Raw genomic sequence first — 18,081 nt, forward strand, 5'->3', positions numbered from 1 at the left:
CCGTTTAGTCTTTTCTGGCGATATCAAAGGGTTGTGTTAATCCACGTTAGTAAAGTAATCGCGAGCGACTGCTTCCACACGCTTTGCTTCCAGGCCGGTCTTTTCGCTGATCCCGGCGATAAACGGCTTGAACTGCTCGGCCATCACGTGACCGCCGTCCCAATGAGCAACGTAGTAACGGCACTGATAGCGATAAAAGTGGAGGGTCTTTTCTCCTAACGTGTAATACATGACTTTCTCCTGTCCAGTGTGTCGGGTTGCGTCCGCAGAAGCTGATGGGGCGTTACCAAAATAATCAGGTATTTGATTATATCCTGCTCCCAAATGTGGGAAATTTCCAGCAGGTAATAGGCAAGCGGAGCACATTTTCTTCTGGTTGCGATCGATGCCATTTGCGGTTGAATATTGATCACACATAATGTATTTAATTAGACTAATTGTATTAAATCCTGATTACTCATTGAACAACAAGGCGAAACAATGACTCTACAACTTCCCGATTATCGCGACGTGGCAGCGGCCGCCCGGCGGATTGCCGGTTACGCCAACTCTACTCCTGTGATGACCTCCCGTACCCTGGATGAGCAATACTCAGCGCAGCTGTTTTTAAAGTGTGAAAATTATCAGCGCATGGGGGCATTTAAATTCCGCGGCGCGATGAACGCGTTGCAGCAGTTTAGCCCAATGCAAAAACGGGCCGGGGTAGTGGCGTTTTCTTCTGGCAATCACGCGCAGGCCATTGCACTAGCGGCTAAACTACTGGACATTCCGGCGACTATCGTCATGCCACACGATGCGCCTGCGGCTAAAGTCGCCGCCACCCGGGGCTACGGCGGTAAAGTCGTTTTTTATGACCGTTACACGGAGGATCGCGAGCAGATCGGTCGCGATCTGGCGCAACAGAATGGGCTAACCCTTATCCCTCCTTACGATCATCCGCACGTGATTGCCGGGCAGGGGACGGCGGCGAAAGAGCTAATAGAAGAGGTCGGTCCGCTGGATGCGCTATTTGTCTGCCTCGGCGGCGGTGGGCTGTTGTCAGGCTCGGCGCTGGCGACGCGTCATCTGTCTCCGGGGTGTAAAATCTATGGCGTAGAGCCCGAAGCTGGCAATGACGGCCAGCAATCTTTTCGTTGCGGCAGCATTGTGCATATTGAGACGCCGAAAACCATCGCCGACGGCGCGCAGACCCAGCATCTGGGGCAATATACTTTTCCGCTAATACAGCAACACGTCGACGATATCCTGACCGTGAGTGACGATGAATTGGTCGCAGCGATGAAATTTCTCGCCGAGCGGATGAAAATGGTGGTCGAACCGACCGGCTGTCTGGGCTTCGCTGCCGCAAGGGGCGCCATGGCGCATCTGCGGGGTAAAAAAGTCGGCATTATCATCAGCGGCGGTAATGTGGATATGAGTCGTTACAGCGCTTTATTGGCCACCGGGAACGAATTATGAGTAGCGAGATGTCGCCCTTGTTGGCACAGCTTGATCTCATCGCCCAGGGGTTAAGCGAAACCTTCGCGCCGTTTTGTGAAGTGGTCGTCCATGACCTGACGCATCCTCAACAGGCCATTTTATCAATCCACAATAATCTCTCCGGCAGAGAGGTTGGTCAGCCGGCGACCGAGATGGGGTTAGCGCGGATTGCCAGCGCCGAGTTCCCGGCCGTCGTTGCCAACTATGCCAATCAGTTTGCTGACGGACGTGCGGTGAAAAGTACCTCCATCGGTATTAAGGGCGATAACGGTGAATATGTTGCCGCCCTCTGTCTTAACGTCGATATGACGTTGTTTCGCGGTATGCAGAGCGCGTTGGCGCGCTTTACCGCCACGGAAAGCGCCACGGTGGTTGAACATCTTGAACCGGGCGGCGCAGCGGCCATTCGCCAACGAATTGATGCATTCGCCGCCGCGCGGGCGACAACAGCCAGGGCGCTGAGTGCGGCGGATCGTAAAACGGTGATTCGACAATTGCGTAAAGAGGGGCTATTGGATCTGCGCAAATCAATGGAAATGGTCGCGCAGCATCTCGGCATTTCGCGGGCGACCGCCTATTTATACGCCCGACAGGAGAGATAAGCGTAGCGGCCGCGCGGAGCTGCAGCCGCTATTCCATCAAGGGATTACTGAAGCCCGGTCAGTTCGTCGGTGGTTAACGCCAGCTTTTGCACGCTGCCGCTTTCTGCTGAAGCAACAGCGGCTTCCAGCACCGCCATCACCGCCAGCGCCTGTAGCGGCGGCACCGGGTTGGCGATTTTGCCCTGCAGGGCATCGCGAACCTGAATATAGTACTGACGCTGATCGCCTTTCGGCGTGGCGAGCGTGTGCGCCTGCAGGCTGGCGTCGAACAGCGTCATGCTGTCGTCATCCTGGCCCCAGCTTTCGCTCCCTGGGATGACCCCAGCTAGCAGCTGGCTCTCTTGCTGGTCTGCTTTCAGTTTAACGAGGCTGCCGCTATCGCCGTGGACCGTGAAGCGCGAGACGCCGCCGGCCACCAGCATGCTACAGTGCAAAACCACTTTGTGCTGCGGATAATTCAGCACCACGTGCGCCCAATCGTTGATCTCCGCGCCCTGTCGGAGGGTAGCGATATTGCCTTGTACCGATTGCGGCAGGCCGAAAAGTTGTAGCGTCTGGTCGATCAGGTGCGGGCCGATGTCAAACCACAGGCCGCTGCCCGGCACGTTTTGCTCGCGCCAGCGAACGCGTACTTCCGGGCGGAAGCGGTCGATATGCGACTCGAAATGCTTAACCTTGCCGATCAGCCCCTGCTCGATGGCCTGCTTAACGCCGAGATAATCGCTATCCCAACGGCGATTGTGGAAGACTGAAAGCAGTCGTTGCTTTTCGTCCGCCAGCGCGATCAGCTCGCGCGCTTCCTGGATATCGAGAGTGAAGGGCTTATCCACCACCACGTGCTTACCGGCGTTCAACGCCAGTCGAGCCAGTGGGGCGTGGGTGGCGTTCGGCGAAGCGAGTACCACCAGATCGACATCCGGATGCTGAATGGCCTCTTCCGGAGAAGCGATTACCGTGACATCTGGCAGGTCCTGCTTCACTTTGGCTTCGTCGCGGGAGGCGACGACGGCAAGCTTTAACCCCTCGACCGAGTTAATGAGCGGCGCGTGAAACGTTTTGCCGACAAATCCATAGCCGATCAGCGCAATGTTAATAGGTTTACCTGCGCCGGTGATAACTTTATGCATGACTTTCTCCACGTTATTCAGCGTCAGCAATGCTGACCTGCATTGAATTGTCTTCGCCAAGCGCGTGCCATGGCTTGTCGAGGAACAGACGATCGATGTGTTTCAGTTCGGCGACCAGGTATGGTTCGCAGCGATTAAGTTTCAGATGGTCAGCCACCAGCCAGTGCTCGACGCTGGCTGCCAGCATCGCGCGCTTTACCTCCGCATCCGCTTCCTGGCTGGCGCTAAGCCCTTGTTGCGCATGGATCGCGCAGGCGCCGAGAATGGCGATATCCGCGCGGTAACGAGAAAGCAGCGCCAGCGTGGCGCTACCGGCAAACAGCCGCTGCCGCATATCCCATTTTCCGCCAAGTAAAACCAACTCGATATCGGGCCGTTCGCTAAATAGTTGGGCAATATCCAGCGAAGGGGTGATGACCGTCAGCGGTCCTTTTAGATGAGCGGCGACGGCCAGTACCGTGCTGCCGGCGTCTAAAAATAGCGTTGATCCTGGAGGAATCTCACGGGCGACCAGCGCGCCGAGGCGTTGCTTAGTCTCGGGCAGCAGCGCATTGCGCGCCTGACGATTCATAGCTGGAAGATCGAGAGCGATAGCGCCGCCATGGTTTTTCTGTACCAGTCCGCGTTTTTCCAGGTCACTAAGATCGCGGCGAACGGTATCGGGCGAGACCTGCAATCGTTCGACCAGTTCGCTGATACTAATTTGACCGTTTTCGCTCAGTAGTTCGAGTAAAAACTGTTGTCGGGCGGTTTTATGCATAATCGCTGTTCCTGCAAAAGACTGCAATAAACCGCATAATACAGCATGAAGTGAGAATGTGAATCGCAAAAAGCAGCAAAAAATGCGTTGCCAGCTAAAAGGGGGGATTGTGCATCGCTTTTTGGGAAGGGGGACCGGCTCAGCGCAGACTACAGAGCGTTAAGCCGGTCTATTTAAAGGTACTCCGCTCAGCGCATTACCCAGTGCTGATTACCGACTTGTTCGTAGCGGCGCGTCGGCGGCTGCCAGTCTTTATCGCGAAACGGCGAGGGTAGTTCATCGTTATTGGCTTCGCGCAGAAGATGTCGGCGAGACGGATCGGTTTTCGGGATCGCCGCAATTAACTTCTGCGTGTAGGGGTGTTGCGGATTGGCGAAAATTGCCTGCCGCGGGCCAATTTCGACGATTTCGCCGAGATACATGACCGCTACCCGGTGACTGATGCGTTCAATCACCGCCATATCATGAGAGATGAACAGAAAGGCGATTTTCATCGTTCGTTGCAGTTCGATAATCAGGTTGACCACCTGCGCTTTGACCGACACATCCAGCGCCGACACCGACTCGTCGGCGATAATCACCTTGGGATTCATCGCCAGCGCGCGGGCAATGCAGATGCGCTGGCGCTGACCACCGGAAAATTCATGCGGATAGCGGTTAAGCACCGCGACGCTGAGTCCCACTTTCTCAATCAATTCATGGGCGCGCGCCAGCGCCAGCTGGCGTGTGGCGAGGCCATTTTCCAGCAGTGGTTCAATCAACGTTTCCTGGATTTTCAGCCGTGGATTCAGGCTGGCGAACGGATCCTGAAAAATCATCTGGATATCCTGACGCATCCGCTTTTGCTGTTGGCGCCCGGCTTGCAGGACGTCATAGCCATTAAGGCGAACATGGCCGGATTGCGCCTGGACCAGGCGAATGAGACTGCGACCGGTGGTCGATTTACCGCAGCCTGATTCGCCCACCAGCGATAGCGTTTCTCCGGGCCATAGATCAAAGCTAACGTTTTCTACGGCGTGGATATGCCCGGCTAACTGATTAAAAAAGCCTTTTTTAACTGGAAAACGGGTGACCAGATTTTTGACCGATAATACCGGCTCGTTGCTGGTCAGGCTGAGGTCAGGCTCTGGCGGGTAACGACGGATTTCCCCGGTTTGCAGGTTCACCGATGGGAACTTACAGGGGGTCGAGCTTATATCCATTTCACCTGCCGCGGGTACCGAGGCCAGCAGCGTACGGGTATAGGGCTGCTGCGGGGTGGCGAATAGCGTCGGCGTACGCTCGCATTCGATGGCATCGCCGCGAAACATCACCAGCGTATCGTCGGCGGTTTCCGCGACTACGCCCATATCATGGGTAATAAACAGCACCGCGGTATTGTTTTCTGCCTGCAGGGTTTTAATCAGATCGAGGATTTGCCCCTGGATAGTGACGTCCAGCGCGGTCGTGGGTTCATCGGCGATCAGCAGTTTCGGCTTCAGGGCCAGCGCCATCGCGATCATCGCACGCTGGCGCATACCCCCGGAAAACTGATGCGGATATTCATCGAAACGTTGCGCGGCATGCGGAATGCGGACTTTTTCCAGCAGGGCGATGGCCTCCTGCTTCGCCTGGCGCGCCGATAAGCCCTGATGGCGGATAAAAACTTCCGCTATCTGGTTGCCGATAGTAAATGCCGGGTTAAGACTGGTCATCGGCTCCTGAAAAATCATCGCCACCTCGGCGCCGCGCACGCGACGCATCTCCTCTTCAGGAAGGTCGAGCAGGGATTTGCCGCCGAGCAGCACCCGTCCCTCGGTACGGCTATGCCGGGCAGAAAGCAGACGCATAATGGCCATCGCCGTCACGCTTTTACCCGAGCCGGATTCGCCGACGATCGCCAGCGTCTTACCTGGATAGAGGCTAAAATAGATATTACGCACCACTTTCTGCCAGCTATCGCCGTGGCGGAATGCGACGCTCAGATTGTCGACGGCCAGCACTGGCGCAGGCGTTTCACGGTTCATGAGTCAGCACTCCCCGGCAAAGGGCGCGCGAGCGGAAACCCGCACCAGTGGGGTGAATTCGAGATCACGCTTAAATGGCCAGGTCGGTGTCAGCATCCGCAGACGCGCCACCCGTTCAATATCCTGATCGACCACCCCTTCCGAGAGCGCCATCAGGTTCGGATTGGCCAACGGCGCCAGCTCCGGCGATAAATAGCCGGATTTGACCACCAGGATTTTCACCTGCCGCGGGTTGAGCCCCAACGCGCTAAAGTCAGCGATATCGTGATACGGGCGTCGGCGGTCGGCTACCACCACGGTAACACCGCCTGTCTGTAGCACCGCCTGATTGGCCGGGCGCTGCGGATCCGCCGCCAGCAGACCGGTGACGGTAAAACGCGCGCTCGCGCTGATACCCGCCGGATCGAGGCTGGCGCCGATAGTCAACTGCAGTTCTGCGCCAATGCCGGCCTCAAAGGCCGCACGCGTCGCCGGCGCGTCGGTAATGCCGGCCACCAGGGTATTTTGCGCCTGCTGGCGTAGCAGCTCGGCGAGCACATCGCCGCGATCGCCGACGCCGCCGCCGGTTGGATTATCGCCAGAATCCGCCAGGATAACCGGGCCCGTGGCGCTGGCGATGGCCTGAGCTACGCATTCGGCGACGCTGCCCGTCCGACAGCCGAAAACAAAATCTTCCCGCGCGTCCCAATAGGCCTGCGCCAGTTTTGCGGCCTGTTGCTCCAGTACCGCGCGATCGGTGCCGGTAAAAATGGCCGCGGCGGTGGCGCGCGGTTCATCGGCCCACACGTAGCCGACCATTAATGAGCTATCGAGTACGCCGTCGATCTGGTCGCTGTGCGGCAACATGGCGTACAGGCTTTTTGCCGGTTCATCTTCCGTACTGGTTCGCTCGCCAGGCAGTAATACCGGGATAGGGGCCCACACTATGCCCGGGCGCACGCCGCTTTGCAGACTATTCACCAGCATACTGACCGAACGGCGCATGGTCTCTTCGATATCGATATGCGGCGCGGTGCGATAGGTTGAGTAGATATCGATGGCGTCGATGATGCGCTGGGTCACGTTACCGTGAAGATCGTAGCTGACGGCAATCGGGCAGTCATCGCCGACGCAGGCGCGGGCGGCGGTGATCCAGTCGCCTTCAGCGTCTTCCATACCTTCAACGTACATTGCGCCGTGCATCGCAAGGTACAGGCCGTCGATCGGCAGTTGCGCCTGCAGCCGGCTTAAGAATTCGGCCTTGAACTGCTCATAGGTCTCTCGCGCCACCGGGCCTCCGGGAATCGCCCGGGTGTGCAGCGTCGGCAGAAATGTCGCCGGATAATCGCGTAAAAACTGAAAGTGAGGCGCTTCCAGCAGGGCTTCGTCCTTGACGGTGCGAAACTCCGCTTCATGAGTCAGGACCGGATTAAACGTGCTGCATTCAATATGTATTCCGCCAACGGCAATGCGCATAAGGACCTCGAAATTATCCTGGAAAGAGAACGTGAGTCAGCGCGACGCTCGCCGCGGCGAGCGCCCAGCTGTCCTGAGCCAGCGGACGATAGATAAGCGGCGTTTTTCCCGCCATCCCCGGCAGCAGGTTGGTTTCAATGGCTTGTTGCATCACGGTATTCAGTAAACCGTTAAAGCTTTCCGGCTGGTGGGCAAGCATGATCGCCGCCGGATCGTGAGTCTGGATCTGATGTGAAATGGCTAACCCTAAGGCATCGCCGGCCCGATGCAGGATCTGGATGGCGGCGCTGTGGCCCTTACGCGCCATGGCTTCCAGTTCATCCAGTTGGTCAGTGTCGATACCGGCCATACGCGCCTGTTCAAAGATGGCGGTGAGAGACGCAATGGTGTCGAGACAGCCACGCTTCCCGCAGCGACAAGGCGTGCCCGCTGGTACGATGGTGCAGTGGGCTATTTCTCCCGCGCCGCCGTGGGCGCCGCGCCAGATTCGGTTACAGATGACCGCCGCGCTGCCGATGCCGCTGCCGTGAGAAATCACCACTGCGCTCTCCAGCTTGCGTAGATGGCCAAAAGTTTTCTCCCAGTTCGCCAGCGCCCGGGTGTCGTTTTCAATCAATACCGGGATCCCGCCGGTCGCGCGGCTTAACAGTTCAGCTAGCGGTACCTGATGCCAGCCCAGCAGCGCCGACTGTACGCAGACCGATTGCGCGGCGTCGACAAAGGCAGACAGAGCAAAACCGATGCCGACCAGCCGTTGGCGCTCGATAAGCGTATCGTTTAACAAACTGCGGATTTCATCCGCCAGTTGCTGGATTAAGGCGGGGATTTCAAGCAGCGGCGTGAGCAGCCGCTCGGCGATTTTCTCACCGCTGGCATTCATCAGTACCAACACCAGCTGATTATCAATCAGCGAGATGCCGATGGCGTAAGCGGCGTCCGGCGCCAGCGAAAGGGTGACGGAGGGGCGCCCTTGGCCGCCGGAAGCGGCCATATCGCTCTCCTCTAGCAGCCCATCGGCCAGCATCTCTTTTACCAGTGCGCCAATGGCCGCTTTACTCATACCCGTCAGGCGGGCGAGGTCTGCGCGGCTGGCGCCTTCCTCGCTACAGACCAGATGAATCAATTGTTGGTGGAGTTTGTTCAGCATAGTTACTCAGCCATAACGCTTTTTTCTGAACATAATCGCGGGCTGGCGCTTTAGCAACCAGTTTATTTTCAAAAATAACTAAACCATCACATATAAGTTAAATTTATTACCTAATTAAGCGTTAATCATGGCTAATATCACATTTATGGGACTCTGTTTTGGGTAAAAAGAAAACCTAATCGCAACATAACAGCCACAACTGGCGACATAACAGACAGGTAGGGGTTAACGGATGAAGGCAATTATGAATAAATATCGACTTGCCATTCTGGCAGGCTTACTGGCAACCGGCGGGGCGACGGCGCTGCAGGCAGCGACGCTGAACGTGATGCAAAACGAACCTCCGCGTAGCATGGATCCGGGCGACCAAACCGCGACCTTTACCGATACCGTTTTAAAACCGATGTATGAAGGTCTGGTGGATTTGTCGCCGGATTTCAAAATCGCCCCGGCGCTGGCCACCGCCTGGAAGGTCAGCGATGACGGTAAAGTCTGGACTTTTACCCTGCGTAAAAACGTCACTTTCCATGACGGCTCGCCGTTCAATGCCGATGCGGTCGTCGCCAATATTGAACGACATATCGACCCGAAAGGCGGACTGGCAGCCAGTTCGCGGATGCGCAACGTGATCGCTTCCGTGAAGAAGCTCGATGATGACAACGTCGAGATTACGCTGAAAAAGGTCTATCCCTCTTTCCTCAATCTGTTGACCGGCGGCTCGGCGAAGATGGTGAGCCCCACGGCGGCGAAAGCCGGCACCATTGGCCGTAAAGCGGACGGTACCGGCCCATATATGCTGCAGGAGTATAAAACCGGTGAATATGTGCTGGAGAAGAAAAACCCGAAATACTGGGGCGAGAATCACGGCCCGGATGAGATTAAGTGGACCTGGAGCGCGGAGCCGTCGGTGATGAACATGGCGCTGCTTTCCGGCCAGGTCGATGTGATTAACCCGGTACCGCCGCAGTTTGGTCTGCAGTTGAAAAGCAACCCGCAGGTGAAGCTGGAGCAGGGGCAGGGAGCGTCGGTATTCTGGGTAGCGCTCAACGTTGAGCAAAAGCCGCTGAATGATGTCCGCGTGCGTCAGGCGCTGAACCTGGCGACCGACAAAGAAGCGCTGCTGAAGGCGGTGATGTTTGGTTTTGCTTCTGCCGCCAACTCGCCGCTGGCGCCGGTGAACGAAGGATATGATAAAACCCTCAACGACTATCCGTGGGATCTCGATAAAGCGAAAGCGCTATTAAAAGAGGCCGGGTACCCGCAGGGCTTTGAGATGAACATCGCCGTGCAGGGACCGGATGCGCGTACCGCGCAAATCCTGCAGGCGATGTGGGGCAAAGTTGGCGTGAAACTTAACATCCAGCAGATGGAGAGCGGCGTCTGGAGCAAAGCGGCGTTTGCCCCGGCGGCGGAAAAGTTGGCCAACCGTACCGATGCGGTGCTGGCCTCCTGGTCTTCCGGCCTTAATGGTTCTGATTTGCAACTGCGCCCGCTGTACTACTCACAGAGCGCCGCGCCGGCCGGGGCTAACCTTGGTTTCTACCGCAACCCGCAGGTAGATGAGCTGTTAGATAAAGCCGCGACCACCATGGATAACAACGCGCGTATCGCCGAATATGTGGCGGCGCAAAAGGCCATTATGCAGGACGCGCCGCATGTGATGCTCTATTTCCAGGACGATCTGTACGCCACCCGCGCCACCATTAAAGGCGTGCGGATGGAGCCGGGCGGCGAAATTATCGTAACCGAAGCGCAAAAACCGTAACGCTGGGGTCAGGGTGGAGTTGTTATGAAAGCTTATGTGATTAAAAAACTGCTTTCTTTGCCGCTGATCCTACTGGGCGCATCGCTGATTGTCTTTCTGGCGATCAGGATGCTCCCCGGTGACCCGGCCCGCCTGATGGCAGGGCCGCAGGCCACCCAGGATGATGTCAGCCGTATGCATACGCGCCTCGGCCTGGACGATCCGCTGGCGGTGCAGTATGGCCATTTCGTCAGCGGAATGCTGAAGGGGGATTTTGGCACCTCGCTGAAGTCCGGCCAGCCGGTCTCCACCGAAATGAGCGAGCGGGTTCCTTATACCTTAGGCCTGGCGCTGCTGGCGTGGATGATGGCGGTGATCCTCGGTATTCCCATGGGGATGTGCGCGGCCATTTACCGCAATCATGTTGCCGACCATGTGCTGATGCTGGTGGCGATTGCCGGCGCGTCGATAGCCAACTTCTGGCTGGCGCTGATCGCCATGGATACTTTTTCGGTGAAGCTGGGCTGGCTGCCTTTGCTGGGCGCGGATGGCTGGAAAAGCTATATCCTGCCGTCGGTCTGCCTGGGGATTTTCCCAATGGCGGTAATGTCGCGGATGACCCGCTCCAGTATGGTTGACGTGTTAGGCGAAGATTATATCCGCACCGCGCGGGCCAAAGGGCTGGCGCCGTTTCAGGTCTATTTTAAACATGCGCTGCGCAATGCGCTGATCCCCATCGTGACCATTATCGCGCTTAATTTCGGCAGCCTGATCGGCGGCGCGGTGGTGACCGAGTCGGTGTTTAACTGGCCGGGGATAGGCCGCTATCTGGTGGATTCGGTGCGCTATCGCGATTATCCCGTTATCCAGGGCGTGACGATGATTACGGTGGCAAGCGTGGTGGTGATGAACCTGGTTGGCGAGATGATTATCGCCAGAATCAACCCGAAAATAAGGTTTGACTGATATGTCGGAAATTTCACTCGCCAAATCGCGCAGCGGCGTACTCAGCGGCCTGCGTTGGGGGATGGAGCATCCCTCGCTGACCCTCGGCGGCATCATCGTCGCCTTAATCGTGGTATGCGCCATCTTCGCGCCATGGTTAAGCCACTACGATCCCTACGCGCAGGACCTGCTGAATATTCTCTCCGCGCCGTCGGCCGACCACTGGTTGGGCACCGATGACTATGGCCGCGATATCTTTTCCCGCACTATTTACGGCGCCAGGATCTCACTGATTGAAGTGGTGGTCAGCGTGGCGCTGTCGCTACTGATGGGGCTGCCTCTGGGCATCATCGCCGCGTTGTGCGGGAAAAGTGTCGATCACCTGATTATGTGGGTGATGGATGTCATTTTCGCTTTTCCCGGCATCGTGCTGGCTATCCTGCTGGTCAGCGTCCTCGGCGCAGGGTTGCTGAATATGCTGTTGGCGATCGCTATCTTCTCCGTGCCGGTTTACGCGCGCCTCAGCCGTAACCTGACCTTGGGTATCAAGAATATGGAGTACATGGAAGCGGCGCGGGCGCTGGGAATTGGCTATCGCCGACAGATAATCCACTACATTCTGCGTAATACCCTGGGGCCGATTACCGTGCAGGCGACATTGACCGGCGGCTCGGTGATCCTGGCCGCCGCTTCGCTCTCCTTCCTCGGCATGGGCGTGCAACCGCCGATGCCGGAGTGGGGAACGATGATGAGCGACGGGCGTAACTTCCTTGGCATCAGCCTGGGGATTTCGCTGTGGCCGGGGCTGGCTATTGTCTTTTCGGTATTAGGCTTCAACCTGCTGGGCGATGGCCTGCGTGACATCATGGACTCTCGCCTATGAGTAATAGCGTGCTGTGCCTGGATATTGGCGGAACCTTTATTAAAAGCGCTATCTCTCCGGCGCCTGGCCAGGTAGTAATGCCGCGTCAGCGGGCGATGCCGCTGACTTCCTGGCCGGCATTCATCGACGCCGTACAGGAGATTATCGCGCAATATGGCGATGCGATTAGCGGACAGAGTCCGTTGGCGCTCTCCTGCGCCGGAGTGGTGGATGTTGCCAACGATCGTATTCTGTCGAGCAACATTCCGCCGTTTGCCGGTATCGATATTATCCAATCCCTGCAGGCTGAGCTCGGGCGCCCGGTGGCGATGGCTAACGATGCTGACTGTTTTACCCTGGCCGAAGCGCGTTTCGGCGCGGCAAAAGATCTGCCGGTGGTGTTAGGGGTGATCCTCGGCAGCGGGATCGGCGGCGGGATTGCCATCAACGGCAAAATCCTCTACGGCAATCAGGGGATCGGCGCCGAGTGGGGGCACGGACCCATTACGCGCACTCATCTGCGGGGAGTTGAGTTGCCGCGGCTGCCCTGCGGCTGCGGACAGCAGGGGTGTCTTGACACCCTTGGCGGGGCAAAAGGGATGCAGCGGCTGCATCAACTGCTCAGCGGTCAGGCGCTAAGCAGTGTCGAGATCGTGACGCAGGGCATGGCCGGAGAAGAGATAGCGGCGTTCACCCTTGAAGTATGGCTTGATCTGGTGAGCGAACCGTTGGCACATGCGGTAAATATCCTCGGGCCGCATAAAATCGTCGCAGGCGGCGGGCTGGCGAGCGAAACGTCTCTGCTGGCGCGCCTTGATACCGCGTTGCGGGCAAAGATTCTGCTGAAGAGCGCTGAGCCACTACTGGTCGCCGGGCAATTTAGTCGCGAAGGGGGATTACTGGGGGCATCGGTGCTGGGCTGGGAAAAATTTTAGCCAGGAATGTGGCAAATCTGACGGAAGCTTCTAGGATTAGAGCCTATCCCAGTAGGCGTAATTGGCGCAGCCAGTTTGAACACGGACAGCGCGCAGAAACCGGAGCGTACACGTAGTACGTGAGGATTTCGAGCACTGCCCTGGTTCAAAATGGCAAGTAAAATAGCCCTAATGGGATAGGCTCTTAGTCTGCTTATAAAAATGGAGTAATAACCATGTGCACCAATTTACACGATAACGCCCGCCGCTATGCGGAAGAGAAAAAATGAACGCTTGCTGCTAATCCCGTCCTGTGCCCGCCCAGACGATGGCAAGGGTTACTACTGTGGATTAGCCGACGACTGATACGAACTAATAAGAACCCGCCAATGGCGGGTTCTCCCTTTATGACGGCCTGACCAACTTACTTGAGCATTTTGTTATAGACGTAAAAATCCGTATCACGTACGAAGCCGCTACGCTCGTATAACGCCTGCGCTTTAGTATTATCGGTTGCCGTGCTAAGCATAATAAATGCTGAATCACTCTCTTTTGCCAGCTGTTCGGCACGGGCAATCAACTGCTGCGCTACGCCGTGCTGGCGGGCAGACTCATCAACGTACAGATCGTAAAGCAGCCAGATGCGCTTCATTTCCAGCGAGCAGAACAGGGGATAGAGCTGGGTAAAGCCCACCGCTTTGCCGTCCACTTCTGCGAAGAAAATGACCGACTCATTCAGTTGCAGGCGCTTAAGGATGAACTCCCGCGCCTGAACGAGATTTTCTTCGACCTGATAGAAACGACGATAGGCGAGATACAGCGGCAGGACGGTATCGACATCCTGGGGCTGGGCTTGATAAATATTCATACTAAAACCTCATTAAAATTACGGATGTAATTGTAATACAAATATGATCAGCTGTCGCCAAAAGCGGTATGCTGCCTATTTGTTAGGCGATTGCGACGATTGCGGGAGGCGAAATTCAGCCGAATAGCGTACCTTATGGATTATTCACGCTTTTTACAGGCATGCATTAATGGAGGTTCAGTGGACGCGATTAAGGGCTCGGAGCTGAAAGTGCCGGACGCCATCTTTGCATGGGTGCTCGACGGGCAGGGCGGCGTAAAGCCGCTGGCTGATAACGATAATATCGATAAGAGCAATCCCTGCTGGCTACATCTCAATTATACCCATACCGACAGCGCCGACTGGTTAGCCGCCACGCCGCTGTTGCCGAATAACGTTCGCGACGCGCTGGCCGGAGAAAGTACGCGCCCGCGGGTAACGCGCATCGGCGACGGCGCGCTAATCACCTTGCGTTGTATTAACGGCAGCACCGATGAACGCCCCGATCAACTGGTGGCGATGCGTCTGTATATGGACGAGCGGCTGATCGTCTCCACCCGTCAGCGTAAAGTACTGGCGCTGGATGATGTGCTGGGCGATCTGCAGGAGGGCAACGGGCCGACGGATTGCGGCAGCTGGCTGGTGGAAATCTGCGATGCGTTGACCGATCACGCCAGCGAGTTTATTGAACAGCTGCACGACCGGATTATCGACCTTGAAGATGACCTGCTTGACCAGCAGGTGCCGCCGCGCGGTTTTCTGGCGTTGCTGCGTAAGCAGCTTATCGTGATGCGCCGCTATATGGCCCCGCAGCGCGATGTCTACGCCCGCCTCGCCAGTGAACGCCTGCCGTGGATGAGTGACGATCATCGTCGCCGGATGCAGGATATTGCCGACCGTCTTGGACGGGGGCTTGATGAGATTGACAGCTGTATTGCCCGCACGGCGATCATGAGCGATGAAATCGCACAGATTATGCAGGAGTCGCTGTCGCGGCGGACTTACACGATGTCGTTGATGGCGATGGTCTTTTTGCCCAGCACCTTCCTGACCGGGCTGTTTGGCGTCAACCTTGGCGGTATCCCGGGGAACAGCTGGCATCTTGGTTTTTCGATTTTTTGCGTAATGTTAGTTGTTCTAATTGGCGGTGTTACTTGGTGGTTACATCGTAGTAAATGGTTGTAAGAAATTGTCTTTACAGGCGATTTTGCCGTTGAAACCCCGGCAATATTTGAGCGAAATCAATAAACCTTCTACCCATTCAGGGCAATATCTCTCTCGCAGGTGAATGCAACGTCAAGCGATGGGCGTTGCGCTCCATATTGTCTTACTTCCTTTTTTGAATTACTGCATAGCACAATTGATTCGTACGACGCCGACTTTATTGAGTCGGCTTTTTTTTGCCCTCTGCCAGCTAACTTCTACGCTTAAAGAATAGTCCTGTAAATAGAGGGGATAAACTATGCGTAAAATGGCGCTATCATTGCAGTCGATACCCATCGGCCCTGAGCCTAACGATCCGGTGCCCGTTCCCGATCCGCGGCCTCGTCCACACCCGCTTCCCGACCCGCCGCCGGACGATGACCCGATTAAATTGTCGCATCAAGAGCGGAGATCTGCGAGGATACGCGCCTGCAGATTGTCCGCCCTTTAATGCGAGAAAACATTGTGACCGCTTTTTCAACACTGAACCTTTTGCCCGAAGCTCAACTGAACAACCTTAACGAACTGGGATACCACGCGATGACGCCGGTGCAGGCCGCCGCGTTGCCGGCAATCCTTGCTGGGAAGGATGTGCGCGTACAGGCGAAAACCGGCAGCGGTAAAACGGCGGCCTTTGGTCTGGGATTGCTGCAGCACGTTGACGCCGGTCTGTTCCAGACCCAGTCACTGGTTCTGTGCCCGACCCGCGAACTGGCGGATCAGGTTGCTGGCGAACTGCGTCGCCTGGCGCGCTTTTTGCCAAATATTAAAATATTAACCCTCTGCGGCGGCCAGCCTTTCGGCGCCCAGCGCGATTCCTTACAGCATGCGCCGCATATTATTGTCGCCACGCCGGGTCGCCTGCTTGACCACCTGCAGAAGGGGACCATGTCGCTGGAAGCGCTGCAGACGCTGGTTATGGATGAAGCCGATCGCATGCTTGATATGGGCTTCAGCGATGCTATCGATGAAGTGATTCGTTATGCGCCGGCTTCGCGCCAGACTTTACTGTTCTCCGCGACCTGGCCGGAAGCCATCGCCGCGATCAGCGGCCGGGTGCAGCGGGATCCGCAGACGATCGAAATCGATAGCGTTGATGCGCTGCCGTCTATTGAACAGCAGTTCTTCGACGTTTCGCAAAGCGGTAAAATCAAGCTGCTGCAAAAATTGCTCAGCCAGCATCAGCCGGCTTCCTGCGTGGTATTTTGTAATACTAAGCGCGATTGTCAGGCGGTGTGCGATGCATTGAACGCTGCCGGCCAGAGCGCGCTGTCGCTTCATGGCGACCTGGAACAGCGTGACCGCGATCAGACGTTGGTACGTTTTGCTAACGGTAGCGCCCGCGTACTGGTGGCGACCGATGTCGCGGCGCGCGGCCTGGATATCAAATCGCTGGAGCTGGTGGTTAACTTTGAACTGGCGTGGGATCCTGAAGTGCACGTCCACCGTATCGGGCGAACCGCCCGCGCAGGCGAAAGCGGCCTGGCGATTAGTTTCTGCGCGCCGGAAGAGGCGCAGCGCGCTAACATTCTTGCCGAAATGCTGCAGATAAAACTCAACTGGGCTAACGCGCCGGCGGGTAATCATATTGCGCCGCTGCAGGCGGAGATGGCGACCCTGTGTATCGATGGCGGTAAGAAGGCGAAGATGCGTCCGGGCGATGTGCTGGGGGCGTTAACTGGCGATATGGGGTTTGATGGCGCCGATATCGGTAAGATTAACGTTCATCCCGCGCATGTTTATGTCGCTATCCGCCAGGGCGTGGCGCAGAAGGCGTATAAGCAGTTGCAAAACGGCAAGATTAAAGGCAAGTCCTGCCGCGTACGTCTGCTGAAGTAAGGGGCGGCAAGTGACAGTCTCCGGCGGTTGCCGGAGACGTGTTGCCTGTTATTTTACTTCAACCACATTCAGACGCAGTTCATCTAACTGAGCGTCTTCTTCTTCCGGTTGCCAGCCCGCAGGCTGCAGCGGGATCTCTTCGCGGTCAAAAGCCAGATCGCCGCCGTCAACCACCGCAGATCCGTGAGTGATGGATTTAAAATCAAACAGATTGACGTCGCTCAGGTGCGACGGCACCACGTTCTGCATTGCGCTAAACATGGTTTCGATACGGCCAGGATAGCGTTTATCCCAATCGCGCAGCATATCGGCGATCACCTGACGCTGCAGGTTAGGTTGGGATCCGCACAGGTTGCAAGGAATGATCGGGAAGCCTTTGGCCTGCGAGAAGCGTTCGATATCTTTTTCGCGGCAGTAGGCCAGCGGGCGGATAACGATATGCTTGCCGTCATCGCTCATCAGCTTCGGCGGCATACCTTTCATTTTGCCGCCGTAGAACATGTTGAGGAACAGCGTCTGCAGGATATCGTCGCGGTGATGGCCGAGCGCGATTTTGGTCGCGCCCAGTTCGGTCGCCGTACGGTAGAGAATGCCGCGGCGCAGACGAGAGCACAGTGAGCAAGTGGTTTTGCCTTCCGGGATTTTCTCTTTAACGATGCCGTAAGTGTTCTCTTCGACAATCTTATACTCAACGCCCAGCTGTTCCAGATACGCCGGCAGAATGTGCTCCGGGAAGCCCGGCTGTTTCTGATCGAGGTTAACGGCTACCAGCGAAAAAGAAATAGGCGCGCTTTTTTGCAGGCTGCGCAGAATTTCCAGCATGGTATAGCTGTCTTTGCCGCCGGAAAGACAGACCATAATACGGTCGCCATCTTCAATCATGTTGAAGTCGGCGATCGCCTCACCGACATTACGGCGCAGACGTTTCTGCAGCTTGTCGATGTTGTATTTTTCTTTTTTACTAATTTCTTGATTTTGCAGCATTTAATAGTGGCTCAATTCATAGTGTGGCATCAGAAGAGCACGCGTTGTGCCAGTCGCTGGAGCAATTCCCGCTGGCGCGTAGCAATGAGTGAGGTCTGATAGAAAACCGTGGCGTGTATGGTACGGATTCGGGGGGGCAATGTCAGCATCTTTCCGGCACTTTAATC

Annotated in this window: 17 protein-coding genes; 9 read left to right on the forward strand and 8 right to left on the reverse strand. The window is 56.5% G+C overall.

Annotation, left to right across the window (positions count from 1 at the left end; genetic code table 11):
* Nucleotides 1-36: 36 nt before the first annotated feature.
* The gene (locus KGA69_RS16755; RefSeq protein WP_045397506.1) at nt 37-231 is read right to left on the reverse strand and encodes a hypothetical protein; all 195 of its coding nucleotides are present in this window, start codon (nt 229-231) and stop codon (nt 37-39) included.
* 249 nt (nt 232-480) lie between these two features.
* Here KGA69_RS16755 and KGA69_RS16760 point away from each other — a divergent pair, with 249 nt between their 5' ends.
* Nucleotides 481-1,458, forward strand: a complete 978-nt coding sequence (locus KGA69_RS16760) for a threo-3-hydroxy-L-aspartate ammonia-lyase (protein ID WP_213292485.1) — start codon at nt 481-483, stop codon at nt 1,456-1,458.
* Complete coding sequence (locus KGA69_RS16765; protein WP_213292486.1) at nt 1,455-2,081, forward strand: helix-turn-helix transcriptional regulator; 627 nt, start codon at nt 1,455-1,457, stop codon at nt 2,079-2,081. Before KGA69_RS16760 ends, KGA69_RS16765 begins: the two co-directional genes overlap by 4 nt.
* 44 nt (nt 2,082-2,125) lie before the next feature.
* Here KGA69_RS16765 and KGA69_RS16770 read toward each other — a convergent pair whose 3' ends face one another.
* The 5 genes from KGA69_RS16770 to KGA69_RS16790 all read right to left on the reverse strand — a co-directional run bounded on the left by KGA69_RS16770 (nt 2,126) and on the right by KGA69_RS16790 (nt 8,576).
* Nucleotides 2,126-3,208, reverse strand: coding sequence for an oxidoreductase (locus KGA69_RS16770; protein ID WP_213292487.1), 1,083 nt, complete (start codon nt 3,206-3,208; stop codon nt 2,126-2,128).
* A gap of 13 nt (nt 3,209-3,221) precedes the next feature.
* On the reverse strand, nt 3,222-3,968 hold the full coding sequence (locus KGA69_RS16775; protein ID WP_045397495.1) for a DeoR/GlpR family DNA-binding transcription regulator: 747 nt from the start codon (nt 3,966-3,968) through the stop codon (nt 3,222-3,224).
* Nucleotides 3,969-4,156: 188 nt separating this feature from the next.
* Entirely contained in the window at nt 4,157-5,974 is a 1,818-nt protein-coding gene (locus KGA69_RS16780) for an ABC transporter ATP-binding protein (protein WP_213292488.1), read from the reverse strand.
* Nucleotides 5,975-5,977: 3 nt separating this feature from the next.
* Complete coding sequence (locus KGA69_RS16785; protein WP_213292489.1) at nt 5,978-7,429, reverse strand: M81 family metallopeptidase; 1,452 nt, start codon at nt 7,427-7,429, stop codon at nt 5,978-5,980.
* Between the two features lie 13 nt (nt 7,430-7,442).
* Entirely contained in the window at nt 7,443-8,576 is a 1,134-nt protein-coding gene (locus KGA69_RS16790; RefSeq protein ID WP_213292490.1) for an ROK family transcriptional regulator, read from the reverse strand.
* Between the two features lie 232 nt (nt 8,577-8,808).
* On the opposite strand from KGA69_RS16790, the gene KGA69_RS16795 reads away from it, so the two are divergent.
* Genes KGA69_RS16795 through KGA69_RS16810 form a run of 4 tightly spaced genes read left to right on the forward strand, consistent with a single transcriptional unit; the run spans nt 8,809 to nt 13,062 of the window.
* Nucleotides 8,809-10,341, forward strand: coding sequence for an ABC transporter substrate-binding protein (locus KGA69_RS16795; RefSeq protein WP_045397482.1), 1,533 nt, complete (start codon nt 8,809-8,811; stop codon nt 10,339-10,341).
* A gap of 24 nt (nt 10,342-10,365) precedes the next feature.
* Nucleotides 10,366-11,286, forward strand: a complete 921-nt coding sequence (locus KGA69_RS16800; protein WP_045397480.1) for an ABC transporter permease — start codon at nt 10,366-10,368, stop codon at nt 11,284-11,286.
* 1 nt (nt 11,287) lies between these two features.
* Nucleotides 11,288-12,148: an ABC transporter permease gene (locus tag KGA69_RS16805; RefSeq protein WP_045397478.1), complete on the forward strand. Its 861-nt coding sequence runs from the start codon at nt 11,288-11,290 to the stop codon at nt 12,146-12,148.
* Nucleotides 12,145-13,062, forward strand: a complete 918-nt coding sequence (locus KGA69_RS16810; RefSeq protein ID WP_045397475.1) for an ROK family protein — start codon at nt 12,145-12,147, stop codon at nt 13,060-13,062. The genes KGA69_RS16805 and KGA69_RS16810 overlap by 4 nt, the downstream gene beginning before the upstream one ends.
* 403 nt (nt 13,063-13,465) lie before the next feature.
* On the opposite strand, the gene KGA69_RS16815 is transcribed toward KGA69_RS16810, so the two are convergent.
* Nucleotides 13,466-13,909: a GNAT family N-acetyltransferase gene (locus tag KGA69_RS16815; protein WP_045397472.1), complete on the reverse strand. Its 444-nt coding sequence runs from the start codon at nt 13,907-13,909 to the stop codon at nt 13,466-13,468.
* Nucleotides 13,910-14,089: 180 nt separating this feature from the next.
* On the opposite strand from KGA69_RS16815, the gene zntB reads away from it, so the two are divergent.
* From zntB to dbpA, 3 genes are all read left to right on the forward strand, one after another.
* Nucleotides 14,090-15,073: a zinc transporter ZntB gene (zntB, locus tag KGA69_RS16820; RefSeq protein WP_045397470.1), complete on the forward strand. Its 984-nt coding sequence runs from the start codon at nt 14,090-14,092 to the stop codon at nt 15,071-15,073.
* 286 nt (nt 15,074-15,359) lie between these two features.
* On the forward strand, nt 15,360-15,542 hold the full coding sequence (locus tag KGA69_RS24285; RefSeq protein ID WP_071596126.1) for a proline-rich small protein YnaL: 183 nt from the start codon (nt 15,360-15,362) through the stop codon (nt 15,540-15,542).
* 14 nt (nt 15,543-15,556) lie between these two features.
* On the forward strand, nt 15,557-16,930 hold the full coding sequence (gene dbpA / locus KGA69_RS16825) for an ATP-dependent RNA helicase DbpA (protein WP_213292491.1): 1,374 nt from the start codon (nt 15,557-15,559) through the stop codon (nt 16,928-16,930).
* 48 nt (nt 16,931-16,978) lie between these two features.
* On the opposite strand, the gene ttcA is transcribed toward dbpA, so the two are convergent.
* Entirely contained in the window at nt 16,979-17,914 is a 936-nt protein-coding gene (gene ttcA / locus KGA69_RS16830) for a tRNA 2-thiocytidine(32) synthetase TtcA (protein WP_015366315.1), read from the reverse strand.
* Nucleotides 17,915-18,081 lie beyond the last annotated feature (167 nt).

Source organism: Klebsiella sp. A52 (assembly GCF_018388785.1).
In the GTDB taxonomy this organism is placed as follows: domain Bacteria; phylum Pseudomonadota; class Gammaproteobacteria; order Enterobacterales; family Enterobacteriaceae; genus Klebsiella; species Klebsiella aerogenes.